This window comes from Methanolobus sp. ZRKC2, assembly GCF_045291185.1.
GTDB lineage: Archaea > Halobacteriota > Methanosarcinia > Methanosarcinales > Methanosarcinaceae > Methanolobus.
This window is the reverse complement of sequence record NZ_CP146980.1, coordinates 150,486-173,662: the sequence shown is the minus strand read 5'-3', so window position 1 is coordinate 173,662 and position 23,177 is coordinate 150,486. Positions and strand designations below refer to the sequence as shown.

Genomic DNA, 23,177 nt, shown 5'->3' with positions numbered 1-23,177 from the left:
CTGATATACCATGCATGCAAAGCTATGTTTCAAGAAATTGCCGGCAAAAAGAAAATGCAGGCAATAAGCCTGCAAGAAATAATACTTATTTACATGGATGTCTGACTAACAAATGCATTGTACATTACCATCACAGTAGCAAAGTCAATATCCTCACCAGTACCTGGAGCACCAGACTGACTGACGAAACTGTTGTACGCTTCCATAACCTCGGCAAAGGTGATCATTTCTCCACTGTCAGAATCAGGGTCGTTCCATGGATTCCAGTCATCGGCAACATAGATATAATCCTCAACAGTTATAGCATCAGTTTTATCTGCTGTTGCCACAGATAATGAAACCGTGTACTTTCCAACAGTTGTATACTGATGAGATGGATTTTGGATTGTGTAATCAACCATACCATCACCATCAATGTCCCATTCCCACGACGTTGCACCCTTTGTCATATCAGTGAACTGTACATTTAAAGGTGCCATTCCTGAAGTTACATTGGAAGTAAAGTCAATTATATGCAGGCTTTCATCCGTAGCAAATCCAAACACGTACATTTCATCAGTTCCATAGAATATCCTGCCATCCGAGATCGCAACGCCACACAACATGTATGCGGTTTTTGCAGAATCTCCCCATGACCACTGAAGTACACCATCTTTATCAAGACAATATATCATTCCAGGGTCCGTATCTGATGTAAAATATATGTATACTTCTCCATCACCGTTATCATAAGCAGTAGATATCACAGGTGAAGATTGCACCGGGCCATTAGCCGTGAAGTTCCATTTCTCATCAAGCGTCACGGCATCCAGACAGAATAATTTTGTGTATGCAGTTCCACCCATGGAGGCACCCGTGCCTACATATAAAGCACTATTATAAACTGTTGGGGTAGAAGTGCTCCACCCGATGTAATGGGAAGCTGTATCAGAGGTTTCAAAGATACCTGTTGCAGGATTGAAACCCAGCGAATAGCAGTATCCACCTCTGGATGAGAAATAAAGATGCTGGCTTTCCTCCACATAACAAACAGAGGAACGTATCGCCTCGGTTGAGACTCCAAACACTGTAGATACATCAATCTCATCCACCGTACTACCGTCGATCTTGTTGACAGAAACAAGATGAGAGTTTTCATCACCATAAACAAGATAATCACCTATAAGTGCTGCACCTGCCCAGTAATAGCCTCCACCGCTGTTGGAAGGACGTGACCATATCTGGACTCCAGTATTTGCATCGTAGCAATAATAGGAGTTGATGCCACCATACTCACCAAAATATATATTCTGGTTCTCATAAGTTACCGGTGTATTTAGCTGTGCACTTGTAACACTGACATTCCAGTTTTTGGCACCTGTAAGTGAATCAATTGAAAATATTTTTCCGTCTTTTGTAGGTACAAATATGCTTCCATCACCATATGCAATGTTGGCAATAAGAAAACCTTCTCCACTCGTGGGAGTTTCCCAAAGAACATTTCCTGTATTCTTATCCATTGCTCTAAGTATATTGTCAGCCCCAGCTATGTATAAAATATCATTAACCACAACTGGTGCTGTATTGAACCCACTCATGCCACTATATTCAAAATTCTGCTCCCAGAATAATCCATTAGCTACCGGATTTATAATGGGAGCTTTTTCGGATGTTACGCCATTGTTATAATTGTTCTTCTGGAACTTGTGCCACTGTGAGCCACTGTAATAGTCGGAGGGAGTGGCCATTGCAGCAAAAGTTAATGAAACAATACCAGCCAACACAAGAAATATTGCAACTATTTTTTTTATATCCGTATTTAATCTCATATTTCTCACTACTATTTTGCCGCCCATGATTAGTTCTTGCTCTTCCAGAGAGTAACATTGTTAACTATCGTCTGATGAATGCTCCCGCAAAGAGTTGTTATTGGAAGGAAAAACGCCCTCTGTAATCTTATTTATCTAGCGCAGCAATCTTGCTTAAAAGGTCAAAAGCCTACAGATTTATCTGACCCGAGTAAAACTATCATCAAGTCCTATATATACGCGGCTTTAATCATTAGATATATTACCATTTATGATAATATGCGGAAAACATCAGTGAGGTAAAAAAAAGAAGAAGCAGGCAATAAACCTGCAATAATTTATACTTATTTACATGGGTGTCTGACTAACAAACGCATTGTACATTACCATCACAGTGGCAAAGTCAATATCCTCACCAGTACCTGGAGCACCAGACTGACTGATGAAACTGTTGTACGCTTCCATAACCTCGGCAAAGGTGATCATTTCCCCACTGTCAGAATCAGGGTCGTTCCATGGATTCCAGTCATCGGCAATATAGATGTAATCCATCTTGGTTTCGATGTCTGTACCAGCTGAGTTGCTCACTGTGAGAGTCACGCCGTATGCGCCTGGGCTTGTATAGCTGAACTGTGGATTCTGCTCTGTAGAATCTTCATTTCCATCACCATCTAAGTCCCAGGACCAACTATTAGCATATGAAGACTGATCAGTGAACTGCACAATCATTGGTGCATATCCGAAAGTTTCATTTGCCATAAAGTTAGCAATTGGATTCAAGTCCAACGATTCTTCATTGGCAAATCCAAATAAGTACTTTGAATCAGTTCCAAAGAACATCCATCCCTCAGAGATAGATATTCCACACAGAGTATATGCTGTCTTTGAGGAATCACCCCATGACCATTGCACTGCGCCGGTTTCATTCAAACAATAAACATTACCTGTTGCTGCGTTTGTGGTAAAGTAAACATATACTTCTCCATTACCGTCATCATGTGCTGTGGAAACTACTGGTGAACTTTCGATAGGTCCATTCGCTACAAAATTCCAATTCTCATTTAGCGTAACCGCGTCAAGGCAGTAGAATATCTTCTGAGTGGAAGCGGAAAGTACATTTCCAGTTCCAACGTACAACTTTCCATCATAGATTGTTGGTGTGGATGTACTGAGTCCTATGAAATGTGAAACTTTGTTTGAAGTATTAAAGGCACCTGTTATGGGATCAAAACCAAGGGAATAACAGTACCCTCCCTGGGAAGTAAAGTACAACTTATTTGTTTCCTCAACATAAGAAACAGAGGAACGAATCTGGTTTGTTGTGACGCTAAATACTGTTGACACATCAATCTCATCAATCGTGGTACCATCGATCTTGCTAACAGAAACAAGATGGGATCCATCATCGCCGTAGATCAGATAGTCGCCAATCAATGCAGCACCTGCCCAATAATAACCTTCCCCAGAATTTGAAGAGCGCATCCATATTTGATTTCCTATATCTGTGTCATAGCAGTAGTAGGACTCATCGCCCATGTACTCTCCAAAATAAATTCTGTTTTCTTCATATATTATAGGAGTATTGAGCTTTGAGAAAGGGGATGCTGGCAAAGTTGCGTTCCAAACCTCATTTCCTGTGACTATATCGATGGCAAATATTTGCCCATCATCAGTAGGAACATAAAGCTTACCATCACCATATGCCATACTCCCTACAATTGAATTGAAAACAGAGATTTGTGTTGCCCACAACTCATCTCCACTGGTTTTATTAATCGCACGCACAACACCATCATTCCCTACAACATAAACAGTGCTTCCAAGAACCAGAGTCGAAGAATCAAACCAGTCTCCTGATGAAAAATGGCTTTCCCATGAAAAGCTATTGCCAATAGGATTTGTTATTGGTGCCTTGTTATCTGTCACACCATTATTGTAATTTGTTTTTTGAAATCTTGGCCAATCCAAAGGAGCAGGGTTGCAGTTGTATGGAATTGACCCACTGTCGGGTGCATAGTCTCCGCTTATAGTTGAAGCCATTTCAACTGAAAAATCAAGTGATTTAGGATAACCTAGTACTTCTAATGGTATTTCCAATACATACTTGTTCCCATCAGTAGTATAAGTGGACTCAAAAATGGACTCTCCATTATTCGGGTCTCCAAAAGAGCGATCCATTACCCTAAATGTCCCTAACATGAAATTGAAATGAGTATAATATTCCGCACCATTATAATAATATGATAGGGGTGTACTAGCATTTTTATCGGTATCAAACTGTAGGTAGAGACTGTGATAGACATCATTAGTAGTTTGCTCTACCTCAACTTCAATAATCAATGTTTCACCATCATCACCCATGTAAACATTTATTATGTCAGTAGTTGGACTGGAATCACCTGATGCATCTGCTAGTATTAGATCAAGATCAATTGTTTCTGAAGCTGTTACTGGTAATATCATTATTGAAAAAAGCATACATAGAAAAAGCAAGCTTCTACTAAGAAATTCTGTATTCTGCATTTTTTTCATTTTTGTCCTCCATTTAAATCTAAGTTTAATGCCATTGATTGTTCCTTAAATATCATTTAGGCCATACTTTCCATTCTGGCAGAGAAACTCATCTTTATATCAAACCCAACTGCTTGAATTAATTACTAAATCTGAGAGAATTTCATTAATCTGTGCAAGTTGATTTTTGCTTGGAAAATAAACATTCTTTTGTCTTTATTGAACTACTATTTAAACTTAGAAAATAAACATAAACATATAAGCTAAAAAGATAAACATGCCATTGAACAGCAAATTAGAATATCAAGAACATGCTCATTCAAAAAACCAGATCCACAAGAACTAAGCTAAACTCTGGCTTACGAAAGCATTATACAATACCATCACAAAAGTAAAGCACCTTCAACTGCACCTGACAGCATAAGCAATCCCATTATGATAAAAACAAACATTTTCCTGATATTCATATATGTTGTACCACCTTTTAAAACAAGTTCAATGAAAAATTTATGAAATTTTAACACATGCCCTAACTGCTTTAATATTGATTTGAATTTGTTTACTTTTGAAGCATCTAATCTTAAGTACATATAAATATTACTTATTGAAAATATATATTGGAGTTAAAGATTAGAGGTATAAAAAACAGAATTAATAGATGGTTAAGCTCTGAAGCTTAATAGCAACCATTCACAAAACACATATTGCGAAGGATGAGAATCCTGGAGTCTGAGACTCAAATACTAAGTAAATATCTTCTTCATTTACAATTTCAGTTGGCAGTTCATGCCAGATGCCATCAGCATATCTGAACAGTACAACTGAGGAAGCATCAAATTCGTTTTCATCCAACCAAGGTATGCTTACCCTGAAACCAATTACTATATCTGTCATTCTGGATGGAGCCGGCAATATCTCTGCCCCGATCCAAATGTTCAGGTGCCTGTAAACTTTTCCGGGAGGATCAGATTTTACGAGACCTGATCTGTTCCTAAGAACTTCCACCTTTGATTCCGTCATCCCTGAATCATCCAGTGCTCCAAAACGAATATACTTAATTGGATTCTCTTCATTTTCAAAATCATAGAAAACATTGCTATCTGCAACTACTTCCTGGGTAAGTACATCTTTAAAAATAACATTCTCATACTTTTTATTCTTTACAGGTATTATTCCCTTTTTGATACCGGTGTATGCTCCAAAACCTGCTACCAGTAACAACAGGAGCGGTATAACTATCCATTTATTGACATTCGATGAAGACTCATTATGTAACTCATCTTCATGAAAGCCTTCCTCAAATGAAGGATCAGTCGAAAGAAGCTCATCATCGGTTGTTGAACGCAATGCATCCACAATAGTAGACTGAAGATTTTGCCTATCACCGGTTATAACAAAAGGTGAGAAACCTGGAGTTTTGGACTCAAAATAAAAGAATTTCGAATCCTCCTTTATTTTACGTGTTTCCAACTTGCCCCATTTGTTGTCGTTATACCTGTACATAGCTATTGAAGAATCCTGGATATTATTTTCAGATATCCATGATTTATCCACTTTGAAAGTAATCTTTGCATCATCAATATTGTCAGAGGTTGCAAAGCCACTGTCTCCGACCCATATGTTCAGGTATTTGTATACTACTCCAGGAGGAGGATTAGACACAAGACCGGATATATCCTTCAGAATTTCAATGGTAGTTGCCACCACACCAGAATTCTTCAATGCCAGGAAACTGATAGATGTTATTGGATTTGTATTATCATCAAATTTAAAGGTGGTTATTTTCTTTGCCAACACATTCTGACTTTTTGTTACCTTCTTCAGGATATTATCATAGTTTTCTCCTGAATAACCGATTCCTTTAATGCGACTCTTTCCTGAGGAGGAATCTCTATCATTAATGGGAGTAGATTGTACAGTCACATTCCATAACCATTCTCCCTGTGCAGTTCCATTAATATTTTCTGCAAGGACAGTTAGATTATGTGATCCCTCTTCTGCTGAAGAAAAATGACATGAAGCTGTTGTAACTGAGTAATTGATATGCAGTAACTGACCATCGAGTAACCATGTAATGTTTGCAATCTCGTTAATACTGACATTGAAAGTTCTTGAATTACCTACATTATCCGTAACTGAAAAGGATTCAGGTGAAAATAATGTGAACGTTATTTTTGAATGATTATTAATTTCATCTTCCAAAGTTACCCAAATAGTCTCAGAATCAGATGCATATCCGTCAGAAACAGAGAATTGGACTTCATAAATACCATTTTCAACACCTGATGTGTTCCAGCTAAACATATTTCCATGAAGATAACCATACTGTGAACTCATTGAGTAGGTAAGTTCATCCCCATCGGCATCTGTTGCAGAAAGAACAAGTTCCAATGTTTCTGATGAATTGACAGTTTTGTTCCCAATTGTTTTAAGAATAGGTGCCTGGTTTCCTTTCATCTCTGCCCAGAATACAAGTTTTCCTTCCATTGCTCCAATACCAATGAAGTCTTCAGGAACTTCCAGCATTACTTCAGCATCTATGCTTTGTTGTCTCCTGACCGTTTCAGCATATTCATCCCATTTACCGGAGTCAAGCAGAATACCATCTACGTAAAGATCTCTGGCTACATCTGTAACCTCTGAAGTGATGATAGCATTTAATGAACCTTTGTTCCTTATTGACAATAGATGCGTGTCACTCGATTGTCTAGGAGCAAGTGTTCCAAAGTCAATGCCATTTGGTGTCACTTCAATAGATAGTGTCGGAATTATCTCAGCGCTAAGAGATACACTGGATGTTTCCTCAAAGTTGCCCAAAATTCCAGACTCTTCATCCACTACTTCTTCTTCGAAAAGATAATCTGATTCATAATTTTCCGATTCATTCATAAGAGGATAGAAATCGATTAACATTACATCAGCTATTATAGAAGGAGTGTCACCGAGATGAATAGCATGATTTGGGATAATCCTTGTTGCTATAATATCTCCAGATGCATTAACTGGAACTACAAGTAAAAGAAATATAATACTAAATATTATGCATCTCTGCATTTCTTTAGGTTCCAGAATACTTTTCATTTTTCGTGAAGCTTGACCTTAAAAAAAATTCAGTGAAGGAACTTATTTTTTGTTCCTTCCTTCAACAAACAGTCCTGCAAGAAGTAAAGCAAACAAGCTTCCCATCAAGCCTATAGCAGGTGTGCTGTAGCTTGCTTCATTATGGACTTCTTCATCTTCTGCTGGAACTTCACCAGATACTTCGGAGTCTTTTGTGGACTTAAATTGTGCCTCACCCACTTCTTCCACAACACTATTCTCTGTTAACGAAGCAGAGATTGCAAATGGTGAGAAACCTGGAGTTGAAGATTCAAAGTATACGTATGTATCATCCTCTCTTACTATTTCAGTTTCAAGTTTATTCCATGCATCATCAGAATATCTGTACAGATGAACATTGTCTGAAGATACAGAGTTCTTTTCCATCCAATCTTTTTCAACTTTGAAACCAATTTCTGGACTTTCAATATTACTTGCTGTTGCGAATCCTACTTTGCCAACCCAAATGTTAATATTCTGATATATCAATCCGGGTGCATCTGAATCTGCAAAGGCTGATCTGTTCTTGAGTACTTCAATTGTGGTAGAGATCTTTCCTGAGTTCTTAAGAGCATTGAACTGAATGAAAGAAATAGAGTTCTCTTCAGATCCAAATTCATATTTAACAGTGCCTTTGTTTATGAAAACAGATTCTACTTCTTTCTTTGCAATGTTCTCATATTTTTCACCTGAAGATCCACCACCTCCGCCACTTCCACTGCCGCCGCTACTTCCTGATGAGGATGAGGTGGTTGATTGTGTTGAAGCAATTACATTTATACTGGAATCTCCTTGGACCGGTATTGATATTATTTCAAAATAGTCAAAATTTCCAACATATTTCGGAATTCTTCCAGAAGCTTCCCCATCTATTGAATACTGAACACTACTTGCTTGAGAAGGTACATTCACCTTGTATGTGATGGTTTTTTCATCCCCTTCGGATGAATCATCCATTAGTACCCATGCTTGAGTAGTAGAACTAAAAGAAAAATCTCCGTTGTCAACTTCTATGACATTCCATCCATCAGGTAAATTCTCTTCAACGGTAAGACCATTTACAGACTGGAAAGTTTTCAATTTTAAGACAACCTCGAAAGTACCACCTGCTTTGATCTCATCTACAGATAGTGTTCTCGAAACAGAGATTTCATTGTCTGCAAGTGCTGTACCCCCACTTGCTACAATTAAAGCAACACTAATAAAAACATATACAATTGTTTTTACATCCATATATATCACATTTATTTACTTATATTATTCAGTTAACTAATTGATATTTTTATTTTATATAAACATATGCAAGTTATGAAGGATGTTATCATGATGATGATGATGACTGTTTATACACTTATTTTGAAGTTACAAGAAAAATCATATCTAACTAAAATCAAAAATGTATTATATATTGAATAGATTAATTAGTATATGCCATGCGTATGTTAGCTAAAAAAATAAGAAAAACTGAGTTTAAACTAATTGCAAAACGTAGCGAAGAAAATACCTCTAGATGTAAGATCACAAATTCTGACAGAATCATTTCCTTCATCCCACCCGCAGGGACCGAAGAAGTAAAACATTACTGGGTAGACGAACCATACACATTTGTCTCAATCCTAAAGGACAGCAATAGCAAAGAGTACCTCTATCATGTTTCTGAGCCTGAACTCAGTGAATATGAGCAATCACTACTTGAGGAAATAAGGAACATGCTAGGAGATGTTCTGACACTCAAAGAAATTAGGAATCTGGATGAGATAACTAATAGTGACAAGAATAATCTTATAAGAACAAAGATAAAAGAACTGCTGAAGGACTATCCTGAACTCGCCAATGATTCCTTTGAGAAAATATACTACTATATCAAAAGGGATTTTGTTGACTTCGGAAAGGTAAGTCCCATCATGCATGACCCTCACTTAGAGGATACATGGTGCAATGGGGTTGACATACCCATATACATATTTCATTCATCCTACGGAAACCTTACCACTAATATCACTTTTAAAAATGATGAGGAACTAGATGCCTTTGTAATGAGGATTGCACATCAGAGTTCCAGGCATATCTCAAAATCGTCACCCATACTTGACACAGTGATGCAGGACGGCTCAAGGATCAATATCACATACGGCCATGAAATCAGCCCTAAGGGAAGTTCCTTTAGCATACGAAAACAGAAAAAGACCCCTTTGACTCCCTTAGACCTTATTGCCTGGAAGACATTCACATCCGAGATCATGGCTTACTTCTGGCTCTGCATGGAAAATGGAAAAAACATACTGGTCTGTGGAGGAACAGCATCCGGGAAAACATCCACATTAAATGCTATTTGTATGTTTATTCCACTAAACATAAGGGTCGTGACCCTCGAGGATACCCGTGAAATACAGCTTCCGCACGAAAACTGGATACCAACGGTAACCAGGGAAAGCATTACACACGATGAAATTGGTAAAATAGACCTTGAAAATCTGCTGCGTGCATCCTTAAGGCAGCGTCCGGACTACCTCCTCGTTGGAGAAGTGAGGGGGCGGGAATCCCAGATACTATTCCAGGCCATGAATGCAGGCCATGCAACCTGTTCTACCTTCCATGCAGGATCACCCACGGAGGTTATAAACAGATTCACTAACCCCCCAATCAGTGTTCCAGTAGCCATGTTTACAGCACTTGACATAATCTGTATGCAATCAAACACCTATGAAAATGGAGTTGAAAAACGCAGAGTCTCTGAAATTGCGGAAGTCGTTGGAGTCACAAATGGCGTGAAAACCAAAGAGATATATGTCGGAAATCCAAAAGACGAGAAATTTGATCATAGGACATCGCATGTTTTGAAAGAAATCAAAAGAAGAAGAGGCTGGACCGATGAAGAACTTTATTCAGACCTTTCTGCCAGAAAAGAATATTTGGAAATGTTAATAATCAAAGAAATTCGGGATTACAACAGCGTAGTAGAGTGGTTTGATTTCTTCAACAAAGATCAAAAGAATGCATATTCTGAACTGAAACGATACGATTCTAAAAATTTGAATCAAGTACAGTGAAATAATAAAAAGTATTTAGTAAACTTTTTATAAACATATGATTTATTGCAATAGATATGAGTGAAAACGATAATAAATGTGAGGATCAGAAATTAAAATGTTTGAGACTTTTTCGCGCTCTTGACAGTGAAACACGTCTTGAGATGTTGCAGCATTTGTTCGAAGATGAGAAACATGTTTCCGAGCTTGCACGCGAGCTTGGTATCTCTGTCCCGGTAGCCGCAAAGCACGTAAATATCCTTGAAGCCGCAAATCTAGTTGAAAGAAACGTATTCGGGAAAACTCATGTTTTGGAGTTGAACAACAAAAATGTTGCTAGTTCATTGGATGTTCTGGCACCGATAAAGAACATTGAAGTAGAGAAAGGAACAAACTTACTTGATATTTTGAAGACAGTTTCTACCATTGAAACAAAAACACTACGGGACAAAGAGCATGTGATATCAACAAATGGTGAAAAAGGTTTTTTTATCTATGAAGTGAACGGAGAGTTTTCTGACAAGACCGTACAAAACTTTGTTGTCACCAAGGATTCGAACATTGTCTGGAAGAAACTGGAACCTGTAGCAAAACTACGTATGAATATCAAAGTTAAGGAGTGAATTTGCAGCCATACAAACATATTGCTCTCCTGAAACTTTCTTTTTATTTATCGATTCCTGAAGATGCTTTGTAATTTATAGCTCAAAAGATATGCTTCAAAAAAAGGACAGATGATTGACCATTAACCATCTGTTCTGACGAAACTATTGATAAAATTTAAGCCTTAGTCTACGTTTACCGCAACCAGAGAAAGACCAAGGTCTTTTTCTAATTTCTGGATCTGTTCGAGATCCTCCTTTGTGATTTCAGCATTCCTGATGCTGAGACCCGAGAATGCAAGCAAAGTAATGTTCATTTTATCTTCGAGTTCTGATATAGCTTTTATCTGCTCATCTTTCAGTATGGAAAATCCCCATAGCATATTTTTTGTCTCCTGTGTTTTATGGAAATATTTAGAAGTGTCAGAACTAAAGTACTAATAATATTTATTTTTTCTTAAAGCACATGTTATCGGTAAAGAGCATAACCAATCATTTAAAACTGTAATTGGATTAGATCATAATTCTCTGGTTTTATATTTTGGCACGGCGTGCAAAAGCACTTGTTAGCGTTGTGTAAATGAATATTGCAACTCCAGTCCATATGAGAACAGATGCAACCTGATTTTGTCCAAGGAGCGTTAATAATAATCCAGCACCTAGTATGAATATATTGATCTTATTGATCTTCTTATTCCTGACAAGAATATTGCGGAACTTCTGTTTCCTGATTATCTTTTCTTTTTTTTCTAGTTTCAATATGCTCACCTCACAAAAAGTCCTTACTGGGATATCGTCTGATTTGGCCCAATAGTTGAGCTCCACATCCAGAATCTTTTGTTACTTGCTCACGTCAACACTTTATCAAGGCATCCCAGATCCCGTGCTTTTTTAATCTCAATTGCTATCCTACGGCCTGTGGACATCTCCGGATAAATAAGTTCAGAATAGGGTGAACCATTTATGTACGGATTTGTTCCTGCGACTATCCTGGCAGATATTTCAAAAACTTTGAATTCCAGTTCATCAGTGAGAACCGTTTCGAGACAGAATGATCCGATCAGTCCACCAAAAAGTTCTATGGACTTTTCTACCACCCTTTCTCCCATTTCAAATACTTTCGGGAGCAATGATTCCCTTAACACAAGAGGAACATTTCCTGTAACCACAAAAGTAGGTTGAATTCCCGCTTTTTCCAGCTCTGTGGGAGACCCCAGTCTGAAAATTTCGTCAGCATTTGACTCCACTCGCCTATCCATCCCGGTGAGTTCAAGTGCTCCTTGACTCAAGCTGTAGCCTTCAGTGGATAAAGGGGAATAAAAGTAATGCAAGTAGTACCTGGTTCCAAGCACGAATTCCTGCAAATCATATATTTCTTTAGATTCAATTCTCTCATTAAAATCTGAAATATTTTTAGCAATGAAAAAACCTTTTCCACCTTTAGCGCCGTGATACTTAACCATAACAGGCCCTTTTATATATTCAGGAGCTTGAATTTTACGTGGCATAGGCACACCTGCCCCTTCTAACCATTTGCGTTCCATCCGCCTGTCAGATTCCCACTCAAGCACATTACGATTACCAAAAGTTGGCAGCCTGATTTTTGCAAAATTTGATGCACCCAGATATTCCACAAATGAACCATGCGGAATGATTATTGCATTTTTTTCTGCCAGTTCATCTGTTCGTTCAAGAATTTCACTGTAAGAACTCACCGACATGAAACTATCCGGCTTTGCAAGAGGGAATGCATCATAAAACCGCGGTGGCTCTCCTATACATATACCAAGTGTTTTCAATCCTTCTTTTTTTGCTCCATGAAATATCTGGAGGCTCGTATGGGAACACACTGTGACGATCGTAAGATCTTCCATATCATATCCATCAATTATTTTTTGAATACAATCGGACATATTCTCACTCATTATACTCCTCCTGAAAAGATGAAACAAGCTTATCTGCCTTGGTTCTAGCATTCGGGATTGTCACCCTGTCTTCAGTAGTAACAGCATCCACAATGGCTACGGTTTCCGAAACCCATGTATTTTTACCTGTTTTCGTTTTTTGTCTCTGTGGATATTGGATTTGCATTATCTGACCTCTAATTCCTGCAATGCTTTTATACCGAAAATTCGGTTTTTTCTTTTAACCATTGACTGGACTGCTGTTTTAAATCCGGATATTGTTGTAATATATGGGATATTAAAATCAATTGCAATGAGACGAATCGCCGTATCAGGAGATTTTGGATTGTGATTGTCAATTGTATTGATTATCAAATCAACATCAGAAGATATTAATTTGTGAGCTATCATCGAACTATTCTCACTTTGTCTGGGGATTTGTTCTGTGAATACTCCATATCCCGCCAGCTTCCTTTTCACTTCAGTATCAGCCAATATCCTGAAGTTGAGTTCTTGTAATTGCAGTATTTCAAAAACAATTCGGGAGATCTCATCGCCCTTCACCGAAACAAATATAGTTCCTTCTACCGGAAGCGGGGAATTTGCTGCTAACTGTGCTTTATAGTATGCCATCTCAAAAGAGCCATCAACTCCCATGACCTCACCTGTGCTCTTCATTTCCGGACCAAGAAGGCTATCTGAGCCTTTGAGCTTTATAAACGGAAATACGGATTCTTTCACAGCTACATGGACTATTTCTTTTTCACTAAGACCAAAATCTTCGATTTTCGCTCCTGTCATCACCTTAGTGGCTATTTTTGCGATGGGTAATCCTGTTACTTTACTAACAAAAGGAACTGTTCGGCTGGCTCTTGGATTTGCTTCAAGAATGTATACATCCTTATTGCAAACAACATACTGTATGTTTATAAGTCCGGCCACATTTAATTCAATTGAAAGATCACGAGTGTATCGCTTGATCTTGTCAATTATTTCATCAGATAATGATTGTGGAGGAATGACACAAGCCGAATCTCCGGAATGTATACCTGCTTCCTCAATATGTTCCAGGATTCCGGCAATATACACATCCGTTCCATCGCAAATAGCATCAACATCTACTTCGATGGCATTCTCCAGGTATTTATCTATGAGTATCTGTCCCTTGCCGGAAGCATCAAAATATCTTTCAAGGGACGATTCAAGGTGCTCATTATCCCTGACAATTTCCATACGTTGCCCACCCAGTACATAGGAGGGACGTATGATTACAGGATATCCTATTTTCTCAGCAACATGAATCGCCTTCTCCACAGAAGAAGCCATTCCATGTGAAGGATTTGGTATATTCAGCTTATTTGTTATTAACCCGAACTTTTCCCTGTCCTCTGTAATATCAATACTACTTAATGACGTACCTATTATGGGAATTCCGTTTTCTTCAAGACCTTTTGCAAGGTTCAGAGGTGTTTGACCTCCAAACTGGATGATAACACCTTCAACTTTTTCCCTTTCAAGCACATTCAGGATATCTTCAAGTGTGAGAGGTTCAAAATACAGGTAATCAGAAGTATCATAATCAGTACTAACAGTTTCAGGATTGCAGTTTATCATTACAGATTCAATACCCATTTCACGCAAAGCATAACAGGCATGAACGCAACAGTAATCAAATTCTATGCCTTGTCCTATACGATTTGGTCCACTTCCGATTATAGCAATTTTAGAATTATTGAAGGACACCTCTTTATCGTCACAGTCCTCATAAGTCGAATACATATAAGGGGTCTTGGCATCGAATTCAGCAGCACATGTATCTACCATCTTGTATGATGGTAAAAGTCCCGATTCCTGCCTCAATTTCCGAATATCTTCATCTTCAGCTTTCACTAGCTGTCCGATGCGTATGTCGGAAAAACCCATTATTTTGGCATCTTCCAGAAGTTGTATGGGCAGAGTGTGTTTGGCATATGATGAAAGAATCTCTTCCATTTCCACAATATTTTTAATTTTGTGTACGAACCACGGATCTATTCTTGTGATTTTTACTATCCGGTCTACTTCCATCCCCTTTTTCAAAGCAGATGCAATACAGAAAAGACGATCACTGTTAGGAGTAGACAGGTATGTACTAAGCTCATCCAGTGAGAGTTTTTCAAATTTATCAACAAGAAGTCCATATGCATCAATTTCAAGGGACCTGACGGCTTTTTGCAGAGCTTCTTCAAATGTTCTTCCAATTGCCATCACTTCGCCTACAGATTTCATCTGGGTTGTCAATATTTCATCAGAACCGGGGAACTTTTCAAACGCAAATTTTGGGATTTTTACAACTACATAATCAATTGCAGGCTCAAAGGATGCAGGCGTCTCCTTTGTAATATCATTTGGTATTTCTGGCAGTGTCATTCCAACGGCTAGTTTCGCAGCTATCTTTGCAATCGGAAATCCGGTAGCTTTTGATGCCAAAGCAGATGAGCGCGATACCCTTGGATTCATTTCAATAGCTACAAACCTTCCATCAGTTGGGTTTACTGCAAACTGAATATTAGAACCACCAGTATCCACACCAATTTCCCTTATTATTTTCAGTGACGCATCTCGCAATAACTGGTACTCATGATCCGAAAGAGTTTGGACAGGTGCTACAGTTATGCTATCACCCGTATGTATCCCCATCGGGTCCATATTCTCAATGCTGCATATTATAACGACATTATCGTCACTATCCCGCATTACTTCCAGCTCATACTCCTTCCAGCCCAAAACTGATTCTTCAACAAGAACCTGATTGATCCTGCTGTATTTAATCCCCAGTTTTGCAATGCTTTCTAATTGTTCAGGATTGTATGCGATCCCCCCACCTGCACCTCCTAGAGTATATGCAGGCCTGACGACTACCGGATAACCAAGTTCTTCTGCGATTGAGATAGCTTCTTCAACATTCGAAGCAGTTGAACTCCTTGGAAGTGAAACACCTATTTTTTGCAGAGCTTCCTTGAACTTCAGCCGGTCTTCCGCCTTTTTAATAGCCTCAAGGTTTGCTCCTATAAGTTCAACACCATGCTTTTCAAGTACACCGGCTTCTGCAAGTTCGGATACCAGATTCAAAGCTGTCTGTCCTCCAAGAGTCGGCAGTATTGCACATGGCTTTTCTTTTTCTATAATCCTCGTCAGTATCTCAAAAGTTAGTGGTTCAATATAAGTACGGTCTGAAAGTTCAGGATCCGTCATGATTGTTGCAGGATTGGAGTTTACCAATATCACCTGGTAACCTTCTTCCTTGAGGGCTTTGCATGCCTGGCTTCCTGAGTAATCGAACTCACATGCCTGCCCTATTACGATAGGACCAGCACCGATTATCAGTATCTTTTTCAAATCATCTCTCTTTGGCATTACCTGCTAACACTCCTGTCTATTATTGTCATCATATTGTCGAAGAAGTCATAGGTATCATGTGGACCAGGTCCGGCTTCCGGGTGAAATTGAACCGAATGGATGTTGAGTCTCCTGTGCCTGACTCCTTCTATCGTTCCATCGTTAGGATTTAGCATTGTGATCTCAAGTCCGGTCCCTTCAAGAGAATCTTTGTCTACTGCAAAGCCATGATTTTGAGATGTAATAAATACCCGATCGGTTTCACAGTCCATCACCGGATGATTAGCACCCCGATGTCCGAATTTTAACTTGTATGTCTTCGCACCCAATGCAAGAGAAATAATTTGATGGCCAAGACATATACCAAACAATGGCACTTTCCCTGCTAACTCTTTCACTGTAGATATGGTATACTTCAATACTGACGGGTCTCCCGGACCATTTGATATCAGAACAGCATCAGCACCCGTATTAAGTATGTCATTGAAATTAGAAGTATAGGGAACAAGCAGCACATTTACATTTCTTTCATTCAATTGCTCGATTATGCTATGCTTTATTCCACAGTCAATGACTATAATTTCAGGTCCGCAACCTCCGTAAAACCGTTTGTACTTCTTGGTAGACACCCTGTCTACAACTTTGCACTCCGAGATTCCGGGTTGGGATTTTGTTTTTCGGACCAAAGCAGGAATATCAGGATCAGCTCCTTCGTAAACTAATATCCTGCTTTTCATTGTACCATACTCACGAATTTTTTTAGTTAATTTTCTGGTATCAACCCCTTCTATTCCAGGGACACAATTCTTTTTCATAAATGTGTCAAGATCCATCTGCGACCTCCAGTTACTTGGAGTCTCGCAGGTTTCTTTCACCACAAAGCCACTTGCTTTTATGCCATCGGACTCGCAGTCTTCATTACAGACTCCGTAATTTCCAACCAGTGGATATGTCGACATCAGTATCTGTCCGGCATAAGAAGGATCCGTAAGTGACTCTACATAACCGGTCATGGCTGTATTGAATACCAGTTCTCCAAATGCTTCACCTGCTGCTCCGAAGCCTTTCCCAAATATTGTAGTACCGTCCTCAAGTACCAATATTGCTTTTTTCATGATCATCCCAGCGATTTTCGAATTTTTCCCATTTTGAACAATGTAGACTGCGTGAGCTCCAGTAATTCCTGATCCGTATCAACACAACTACTATTATCTGTCAATAACAATCCCGCCGGCACCATCTCAAGCAGAATTTCATAGGAAGGATTGCACTTATTGTCCAGGTCAAATATTTCTTTTAGAATATCGACATCATGGGACACATTATTGATGAAATCCTTTGGCAGGAATTTAGATGCAGCATTCATATCCAGATAATCAAAAGCAAATTTTAGATCAGATTGCAGGGATGGGAAATACTTTGTAAGCAATCGCTCACAAGCATTTTCACCCATTTTGTCCCTTACATCTACTATGGCACATCCTGTTCCAATAATCTCAGGAGGCAAGCCTATTGAATATAATGCGCCTGTAAACTTTATTGCCCGTGGTAAATCCAGATTATTTTTCGGCATGTTTGCTGCAAGTTCTCTCTTGATTTCATTTCGGCAAAAATCAAATATATGCGTCATACTAGGCGCATCCCTCGAATATCCTGTTGACCCTACACGTGTAAGACGATCACGCTGCTGGGGAAGAAGATCCGAGATACTGTTTATGATTGGTGAGATATCTTTTATTGCCCTGTTATACCGGGCACCGAATATCGCTATAATATTGATGATTTCTTCTTTATCGTCATCCGAGAAGGCATCCGGAGATCCTGACAGTTTGCTTTTAGCCTGTTTAACTAAATTTTCAGCATCTCCCTTTTCGTGATCGTATCTTAATCCGGACTGAAGTGTCAATGTATCTATTCCACGATACTCTTCGAAAAAATTATCAGCATTTTCAAGTGTTACATGCCCTCTGAAAGGAAGAGCACCAGCACCGAATATGATTCCTATGCTCGTATCAATGTCTGCTTCCAATTCATTCAGAGTGCTTATGGCATACTTGCATGCTAAAGTACTCGCTACATGACCGAATGTCAGAGCTGAGTCGGACTTTCCGATAAATACCCTGTATTTTTCAAATGTGTCATTTAATTGTGCCTGGCAATCAAGGATTGTATTGGAAATAATATCCTTTGAATTCAGGAGACCCGGTACATCTTCAATTAAAGGTATTATACGCGGAGGCTCCATTTCGAAATTGAACTCTTTTTTAGCCAATTCACTTACATCAATCATATGTTGCTGCGCCTCTACGATCTCTTTAATGGCACTTGTCATTGGGTGTACCAATTCAGAAATAGCCTGAAAATCTGAATATTCATAGGCACTATAGTTGGCTTCAGCAACAGACATCATAACCATAAGTTGTCTGAATCTGTTTTCGTGAACTGCACTTGGTGCTCTTGGAGTAATGAATACATCCCTGCCAGGGATAAGTCCGGTTTCATCAATAATCTTTGATACGATCTGGACATTTTGATGATAGGGAGTTGTTTTTCCCTCATAGTCAGGCATGTATTCATCGCAGCCATATTCCGTTACAGCCTCGACAGCTTCGATAATTTCTTCCTGGGTGGAGATACACTTCGACACCGAATCCGGATGCTGCGTACACATCACTTTTGGAAATTTGATTTTTGATGTCATTTCGAATCACGTCATGATATGAATAGTTATGATAAGTTATTTAAAATTATTGCAACATATGAGATCATAAAAATGAATTAGGAAAGGGCATCCATATGTTTAAATATTTTATCATATATTTGCATATACTCACATATATTTACATAAAAAAGGTGAATCAATGGCTGATGTAACAGTGATACTCGGAAGCAAATCAGATAGAGATATAGCAAAAAAAACAATTGATATTTTCAACAAATTTGGTATTGACTATACAATCACAGTTGCATCAGCACACAGAACACCTGGCAGGGTAACTGAAATAATCGAAGAAGCCCACAAAAATGATGTTAAGGTTTTCATAGCTGTAGCGGGACTTGCAGCACATCTTCCAGGTGTGGTGGCAGCACATACGACAAAACCAGTCATTGGAGTTCCTGTAAATGCCGAACTTGATGGAAATGATTCTCTGCTCTCAATTGTCCAGATGCCTCCAGGCATTCCAGTCGCATGTGTGGGAATTGGAAGAGGAGACAATGCAGGTATTCTCGCAGTCCAAATAATGGCAACCAATAACAAGGAACTAGAAGCTAAATTGGCAGATCATAGAAAAGAACTTGCTGAAAAAGTAGAAAAGGATGCGTTGAGCTTATTTGAATAAGTTCAAGTACATTTTTGTTAAACCTTAATCTATATAAAACTGAATCGTAGATTAATTTCATGCTTCAATATAACATTGGAGCATCTTTTATCATAATTTCTATCTCCTCCATGATAAACTCTGCAACAGAACCTAACTGTCAGGCAATGTTAATAGCTGTAGTAAAAACCCGGGATTTTAAAATCATCCTTATAGCGAATACTTAAGCGGAGATTGACAATGGACTCAATATATTTGATTGGACTGATTGTAGCCCTCTTAGTAATGAGTTTGGCGGCACAATCACTTAGCAAAACATTCAAAATGCCTATTATCGTCTTTTTGTTAACACTGGGCATAATAGCAGGTCCTCAGGTATTGAACCTTCTAAATCCTTCAGTATTTGGAGACGGACTAACTGCAATAGTATCATTATCCGTTGCGATCATCGTTTTTGATGGTGGCCTCCATATCAATCTCAAGCAAATGAGGACTATCCAGAGAAGTACTTTGAAGCTTATTACAATCGGTGTCCTGATAACATTTGCACTTGCCACGATCATTACATACATGATTATTGGGATACCATTGGAACTTGCTGCGCTTTTTGGGGCACTGGTAGCTGCTACCGGACCTACTGTAATTACACCATTAGTAAGGCAAATAAGAGCAAACCACAAAGTCAGTAAAGTACTGGAACTTGAAGGAATTCTGAACGACGCAGGAAGCGTTATTCTTGCTGCCTTAGTATTCGAATGGATAGTTTCAGGACTATCCGGCATAGATGCCATTAATTTTATACTCATTCGCATAGGAATAGGCCTGACAATAGGTGCATTAAGCGGAATTCTTCTAAGTCGTTTTCTCTCAAGAGGCGCTTTAATTAGTGAACAGACTATAAGAATGCTGACAGTTACAATGGTGCTGGCAACTTATGTGATAGCTGAATCCGTAGGAAATGAAGCCGGAATACTGGCAGTCGCAATTTTCGGAATTATTATGGGAACTTCAAACGTATCCCAGAAAAGCGTAATAAAAGAATTCAAAGCTGATATAGTAGTTGTGATGCTGTCCTTTATCTTCATCATGCTGGCAGCCATGCTGCGATTTGAAGATATTATCAATCTCGGACTGGAAGGAATTATAGTTGTAATGCTTCTCATATTCCTTGTTCGCCCAATTGCGGTATTTGCATCTACCGCAGGATCAAGCCTGCGTAAAAATGAAAAGGCATTTATTTCTTTTATTGGACCAAGAGGTGTTGTTCCTGCATCTATCGCAACATATTTTGCAATCAAGTTAGACGGCCTGAACATCGCTGGTGGCCAAACACTCGTAGGACTCGTTTTTCTGACAGTAATCATTACAGTTGTGATGACAGGCACATTATCAAAGACAGTAGCAAAAATACTGGGAGTGATACCCATGGAAATAATATTAGTTGGCGGAGGAGAAGTTGGCCGCATACTTGCCGAGAGATTTGAAAAAAGGGGAGAGAATGTTGTCGTTATAGACATCTCTGAAGAAAAATGCCAGCGTCTTATGAAGAAAGGAATCCGGGCAGTACAGGGTGATGCGGGAGATATCAATATACTTAAAAAAGCAGGTATCACTAATGCAAAATATATAGTCAGTACTACAGATCAGGATAACACAAATCTACTTGTTTGCCAGATAGCAAAAACTAAGTTTGGATTTAAAAACGAACAGATCATTGCCAGGGTTAACAATATGGAAAATCTTCATGCATTCTGGGACCTTGGGATTCGTGCTATGAGTCCTGCGATGAGTTCAGCAGTTATACTCGAAAATATGACAGGTAAACCCCAGATGTTTGCAATGAGTGAGATTGGTGAGGAAGGAAATATAATGGAAACCAGAGTCACAAATCCAAAAATTGTGGGTAAGTCTATAAAGGAACTGCGACTTCCTGAAAACAGTCTTCTCGTTATGATCAGAAGATGTGAAGAGTCAATAGTTGCCAACGGTAATGTGATACTGGAAAATAACGATCTTGTAACAATCATAGGAACCGGAGATTCAACCCGGCAAACTGCAAATCTGCTAACAGGATGAAATTCAAATTGAATTCATGGTATTTGCAGCCTTCATTGCAAGCCGGATATTGATTACAAAGAGAGCTGAGTGATTTGTAGAATTACAGTTCAGCTTATAGTGGACGTGCAGAACTTAACTTTGGAAATGCTGTTAGTTCTGCGATCTGCAATATAGAACTGGTGCTTGGCTCTAAAATAGTAATCAAGTTGATACCGTGCCCTGGATACATCCCTTAAAAAAGTGCTTTTATGCTTATTTCAGGAAGTTTACTGGCGATACTAACGCTTGACAGTGATGTCACAGGACTTGAAGGCGAGCATCATCACAAGTATTGATCTTCCATTTTCTGCAATATTTCTTTTCCTGTGTTTGTCAGGACATATTTTTTCCAGGTTGTTTTCTCAGGAGTCAGACACTTTATCAAATCTTTATCCTCAAGTTCCTTCAAAGCACGGCTTATATTTTGTGTAGATCTATTTGTTTCATGAGCGATATCGGAAGCTTTAATGACAGTGTGACCTTTCATAGCTTCCATTAGCACCAGACGGCGATCGACACTTATTACCCATATAAGCAGTTCGTCCATTGAATCTTCGTTCAGATTTTCCATTGTGACCTCCTCAAATGTAAGTGTCCAATATTACATTTCACATATTAGTTCTCTGTAATTTATTAAATAGTTCTCTATAAGCAAGAGTTAAGTCACCCGTATCTTTCCTGAATACATCTTTGTCAAGACTGGTTATAATTCCTTTTTCAAAATCGTTCTTCATCCAGAAGCGACATCCATCAGGAGTACCAGCTTCATCAGCAAGAATTATTTCACCATCAGAAGTTCTTCCATATTCTACCTTGAAATCTGCCAGTATTATACCACTGGTAGCTAGTTCTTGAGCCATTATTTCATTTATTCTTTTTGTTAAATCGGTTATGTAATCAACTTCTTCTTTACTTAACCAACTATTAGATAATATTTCATCTATGCTTACAGGCCGATCTACCGCTTCGAATTTAGTTGTAAACTCAATCATTCCACCCGGTATTGGCGAACCCTCCTTTGGCTCCACACCTTCGGGAAGTATAATATCACCTGCTTCATAGCGACGCAAAAGCGAGCCTGCAGCATAGTTTCTCCAAATTACCTCAACAGGTACTATGTCCAAACGTTTAACAATCATGCTTGTTGAAGTCGGGCATTCAATGTAATGTGTAGGTATACCGTTCTTTTCTAATATCTTAAACCAGTATTCCGCTACCTTGCACGTAATTTCCCCTTTTTCATTACATTCTGACTTCTTTTTACCGTCAAAAGCAGTTACTCTATCAGTAAACTCAAAAATGAGAGTTCCATTTGAGTTTTCATAGATGTCCTTTGCCTTTCCTGAAGAAACATATACCAAATTATCTTTTTGCATATGGAGGTAAAATGCATCTGAAACTTAAATAATTTGTCATATGTTTTAATATGTCTGAATCGAACAATAATTTT

Annotated in this window: 17 protein-coding genes; 4 read left to right on the top strand and 13 right to left on the bottom strand. The window is 38.7% G+C overall.

Annotated features, from left to right (window positions below; genetic code table 11):
• Positions 1-89 precede the first annotated feature (89 nt).
• The 4 genes from V7O62_RS00805 to V7O62_RS00790 form a co-directional block, all read right to left on the bottom strand.
• A complete protein-coding gene (locus V7O62_RS00805) occupies positions 90-1,808 on the bottom strand; it encodes a PQQ-binding-like beta-propeller repeat protein (RefSeq protein WP_406657117.1) in 1,719 nt (572 codons plus the stop codon).
• A gap of 327 nt (positions 1,809-2,135) precedes the next feature.
• Positions 2,136-4,250, bottom strand: coding sequence for a PQQ-binding-like beta-propeller repeat protein (locus tag V7O62_RS00800; protein WP_406657116.1), 2,115 nt, complete (start codon positions 4,248-4,250; stop codon positions 2,136-2,138).
• 738 nt (positions 4,251-4,988) lie between these two features.
• On the bottom strand, positions 4,989-7,187 hold the full coding sequence (locus tag V7O62_RS00795; RefSeq protein ID WP_406657115.1) for a PGF-pre-PGF domain-containing protein: 2,199 nt from the start codon (positions 7,185-7,187) through the stop codon (positions 4,989-4,991).
• A 234-nt stretch (positions 7,188-7,421) separates the two neighbouring features.
• A complete protein-coding gene (locus V7O62_RS00790; protein ID WP_406657114.1) occupies positions 7,422-8,630 on the bottom strand; it encodes a PGF-pre-PGF domain-containing protein in 1,209 nt (402 codons plus the stop codon).
• A 206-nt stretch (positions 8,631-8,836) separates the two neighbouring features.
• Between V7O62_RS00790 and V7O62_RS00785 the strand changes: the two genes are divergently transcribed.
• Both V7O62_RS00785 and V7O62_RS00780 read left to right on the top strand, forming a co-directional pair.
• Positions 8,837-10,447 (top strand): type II/IV secretion system ATPase subunit, encoded by a 1,611-nt coding sequence (locus V7O62_RS00785; protein WP_406657113.1) that lies wholly within the window; start codon positions 8,837-8,839, stop codon positions 10,445-10,447.
• 56 nt (positions 10,448-10,503) lie between these two features.
• The gene (locus V7O62_RS00780) at positions 10,504-11,049 is read left to right on the top strand and encodes an ArsR family transcriptional regulator (protein WP_406657112.1); all 546 of its coding nucleotides are present in this window, start codon (positions 10,504-10,506) and stop codon (positions 11,047-11,049) included.
• 164 nt (positions 11,050-11,213) lie between these two features.
• Here V7O62_RS00780 and V7O62_RS00775 read toward each other — a convergent pair whose 3' ends face one another.
• The 7 genes from V7O62_RS00775 to ppcA form a co-directional block, all read right to left on the bottom strand.
• Positions 11,214-11,411, bottom strand: a complete 198-nt coding sequence (locus tag V7O62_RS00775; protein ID WP_406657111.1) for a hypothetical protein — start codon at positions 11,409-11,411, stop codon at positions 11,214-11,216.
• A gap of 151 nt (positions 11,412-11,562) precedes the next feature.
• Positions 11,563-11,787 (bottom strand): hypothetical protein, encoded by a 225-nt coding sequence (locus V7O62_RS00770; RefSeq protein WP_406657110.1) that lies wholly within the window; start codon positions 11,785-11,787, stop codon positions 11,563-11,565.
• 89 nt (positions 11,788-11,876) lie between these two features.
• Positions 11,877-12,953 (bottom strand): formate--phosphoribosylaminoimidazolecarboxamide ligase, encoded by a 1,077-nt coding sequence (locus V7O62_RS00765; protein ID WP_406657109.1) that lies wholly within the window; start codon positions 12,951-12,953, stop codon positions 11,877-11,879.
• A complete protein-coding gene (locus V7O62_RS00760) occupies positions 12,946-13,119 on the bottom strand; it encodes a hypothetical protein (protein WP_406657108.1) in 174 nt (57 codons plus the stop codon). The genes V7O62_RS00765 and V7O62_RS00760 overlap by 8 nt, the downstream gene beginning before the upstream one ends.
• Positions 13,119-16,328: a carbamoyl-phosphate synthase large subunit gene (carB, locus tag V7O62_RS00755; protein WP_406657107.1), complete on the bottom strand. Its 3,210-nt coding sequence runs from the start codon at positions 16,326-16,328 to the stop codon at positions 13,119-13,121. Before carB ends, V7O62_RS00760 begins: the two co-directional genes overlap by 1 nt.
• Positions 16,328-17,425, bottom strand: a complete 1,098-nt coding sequence (carA, locus tag V7O62_RS00750; protein ID WP_406657106.1) for a glutamine-hydrolyzing carbamoyl-phosphate synthase small subunit — start codon at positions 17,423-17,425, stop codon at positions 16,328-16,330. The genes carB and carA overlap by 1 nt, the downstream gene beginning before the upstream one ends.
• Positions 17,426-17,427: 2 nt before the next feature.
• Positions 17,428-19,011, bottom strand: coding sequence for a phosphoenolpyruvate carboxylase (ppcA, locus tag V7O62_RS00745; protein WP_406657105.1), 1,584 nt, complete (start codon positions 19,009-19,011; stop codon positions 17,428-17,430).
• A gap of 160 nt (positions 19,012-19,171) precedes the next feature.
• Here ppcA and purE point away from each other — a divergent pair, with 160 nt between their 5' ends.
• Positions 19,172-19,651, top strand: a complete 480-nt coding sequence (purE, locus tag V7O62_RS00740) for a 5-(carboxyamino)imidazole ribonucleotide mutase (protein ID WP_406657104.1) — start codon at positions 19,172-19,174, stop codon at positions 19,649-19,651.
• 219 nt (positions 19,652-19,870) lie between these two features.
• Positions 19,871-21,706 carry a cation:proton antiporter gene (locus V7O62_RS00735; RefSeq protein ID WP_406657103.1) on the top strand — a complete coding sequence of 612 codons (1,836 nt, stop codon included), beginning with the start codon at positions 19,871-19,873 and terminating at the stop codon, positions 21,704-21,706.
• A 304-nt stretch (positions 21,707-22,010) separates the two neighbouring features.
• Here the strand turns inward: V7O62_RS00735 and V7O62_RS00730 are convergent, their stop codons facing one another.
• Both V7O62_RS00730 and purC read right to left on the bottom strand, forming a co-directional pair.
• The gene (locus V7O62_RS00730; protein WP_406657102.1) at positions 22,011-22,298 is read right to left on the bottom strand and encodes a winged helix-turn-helix domain-containing protein; all 288 of its coding nucleotides are present in this window, start codon (positions 22,296-22,298) and stop codon (positions 22,011-22,013) included.
• Between the two features lie 37 nt (positions 22,299-22,335).
• Positions 22,336-23,103 carry a phosphoribosylaminoimidazolesuccinocarboxamide synthase gene (gene purC, locus V7O62_RS00725; protein ID WP_406657101.1) on the bottom strand — a complete coding sequence of 256 codons (768 nt, stop codon included), beginning with the start codon at positions 23,101-23,103 and terminating at the stop codon, positions 22,336-22,338.
• Positions 23,104-23,177 lie beyond the last annotated feature (74 nt).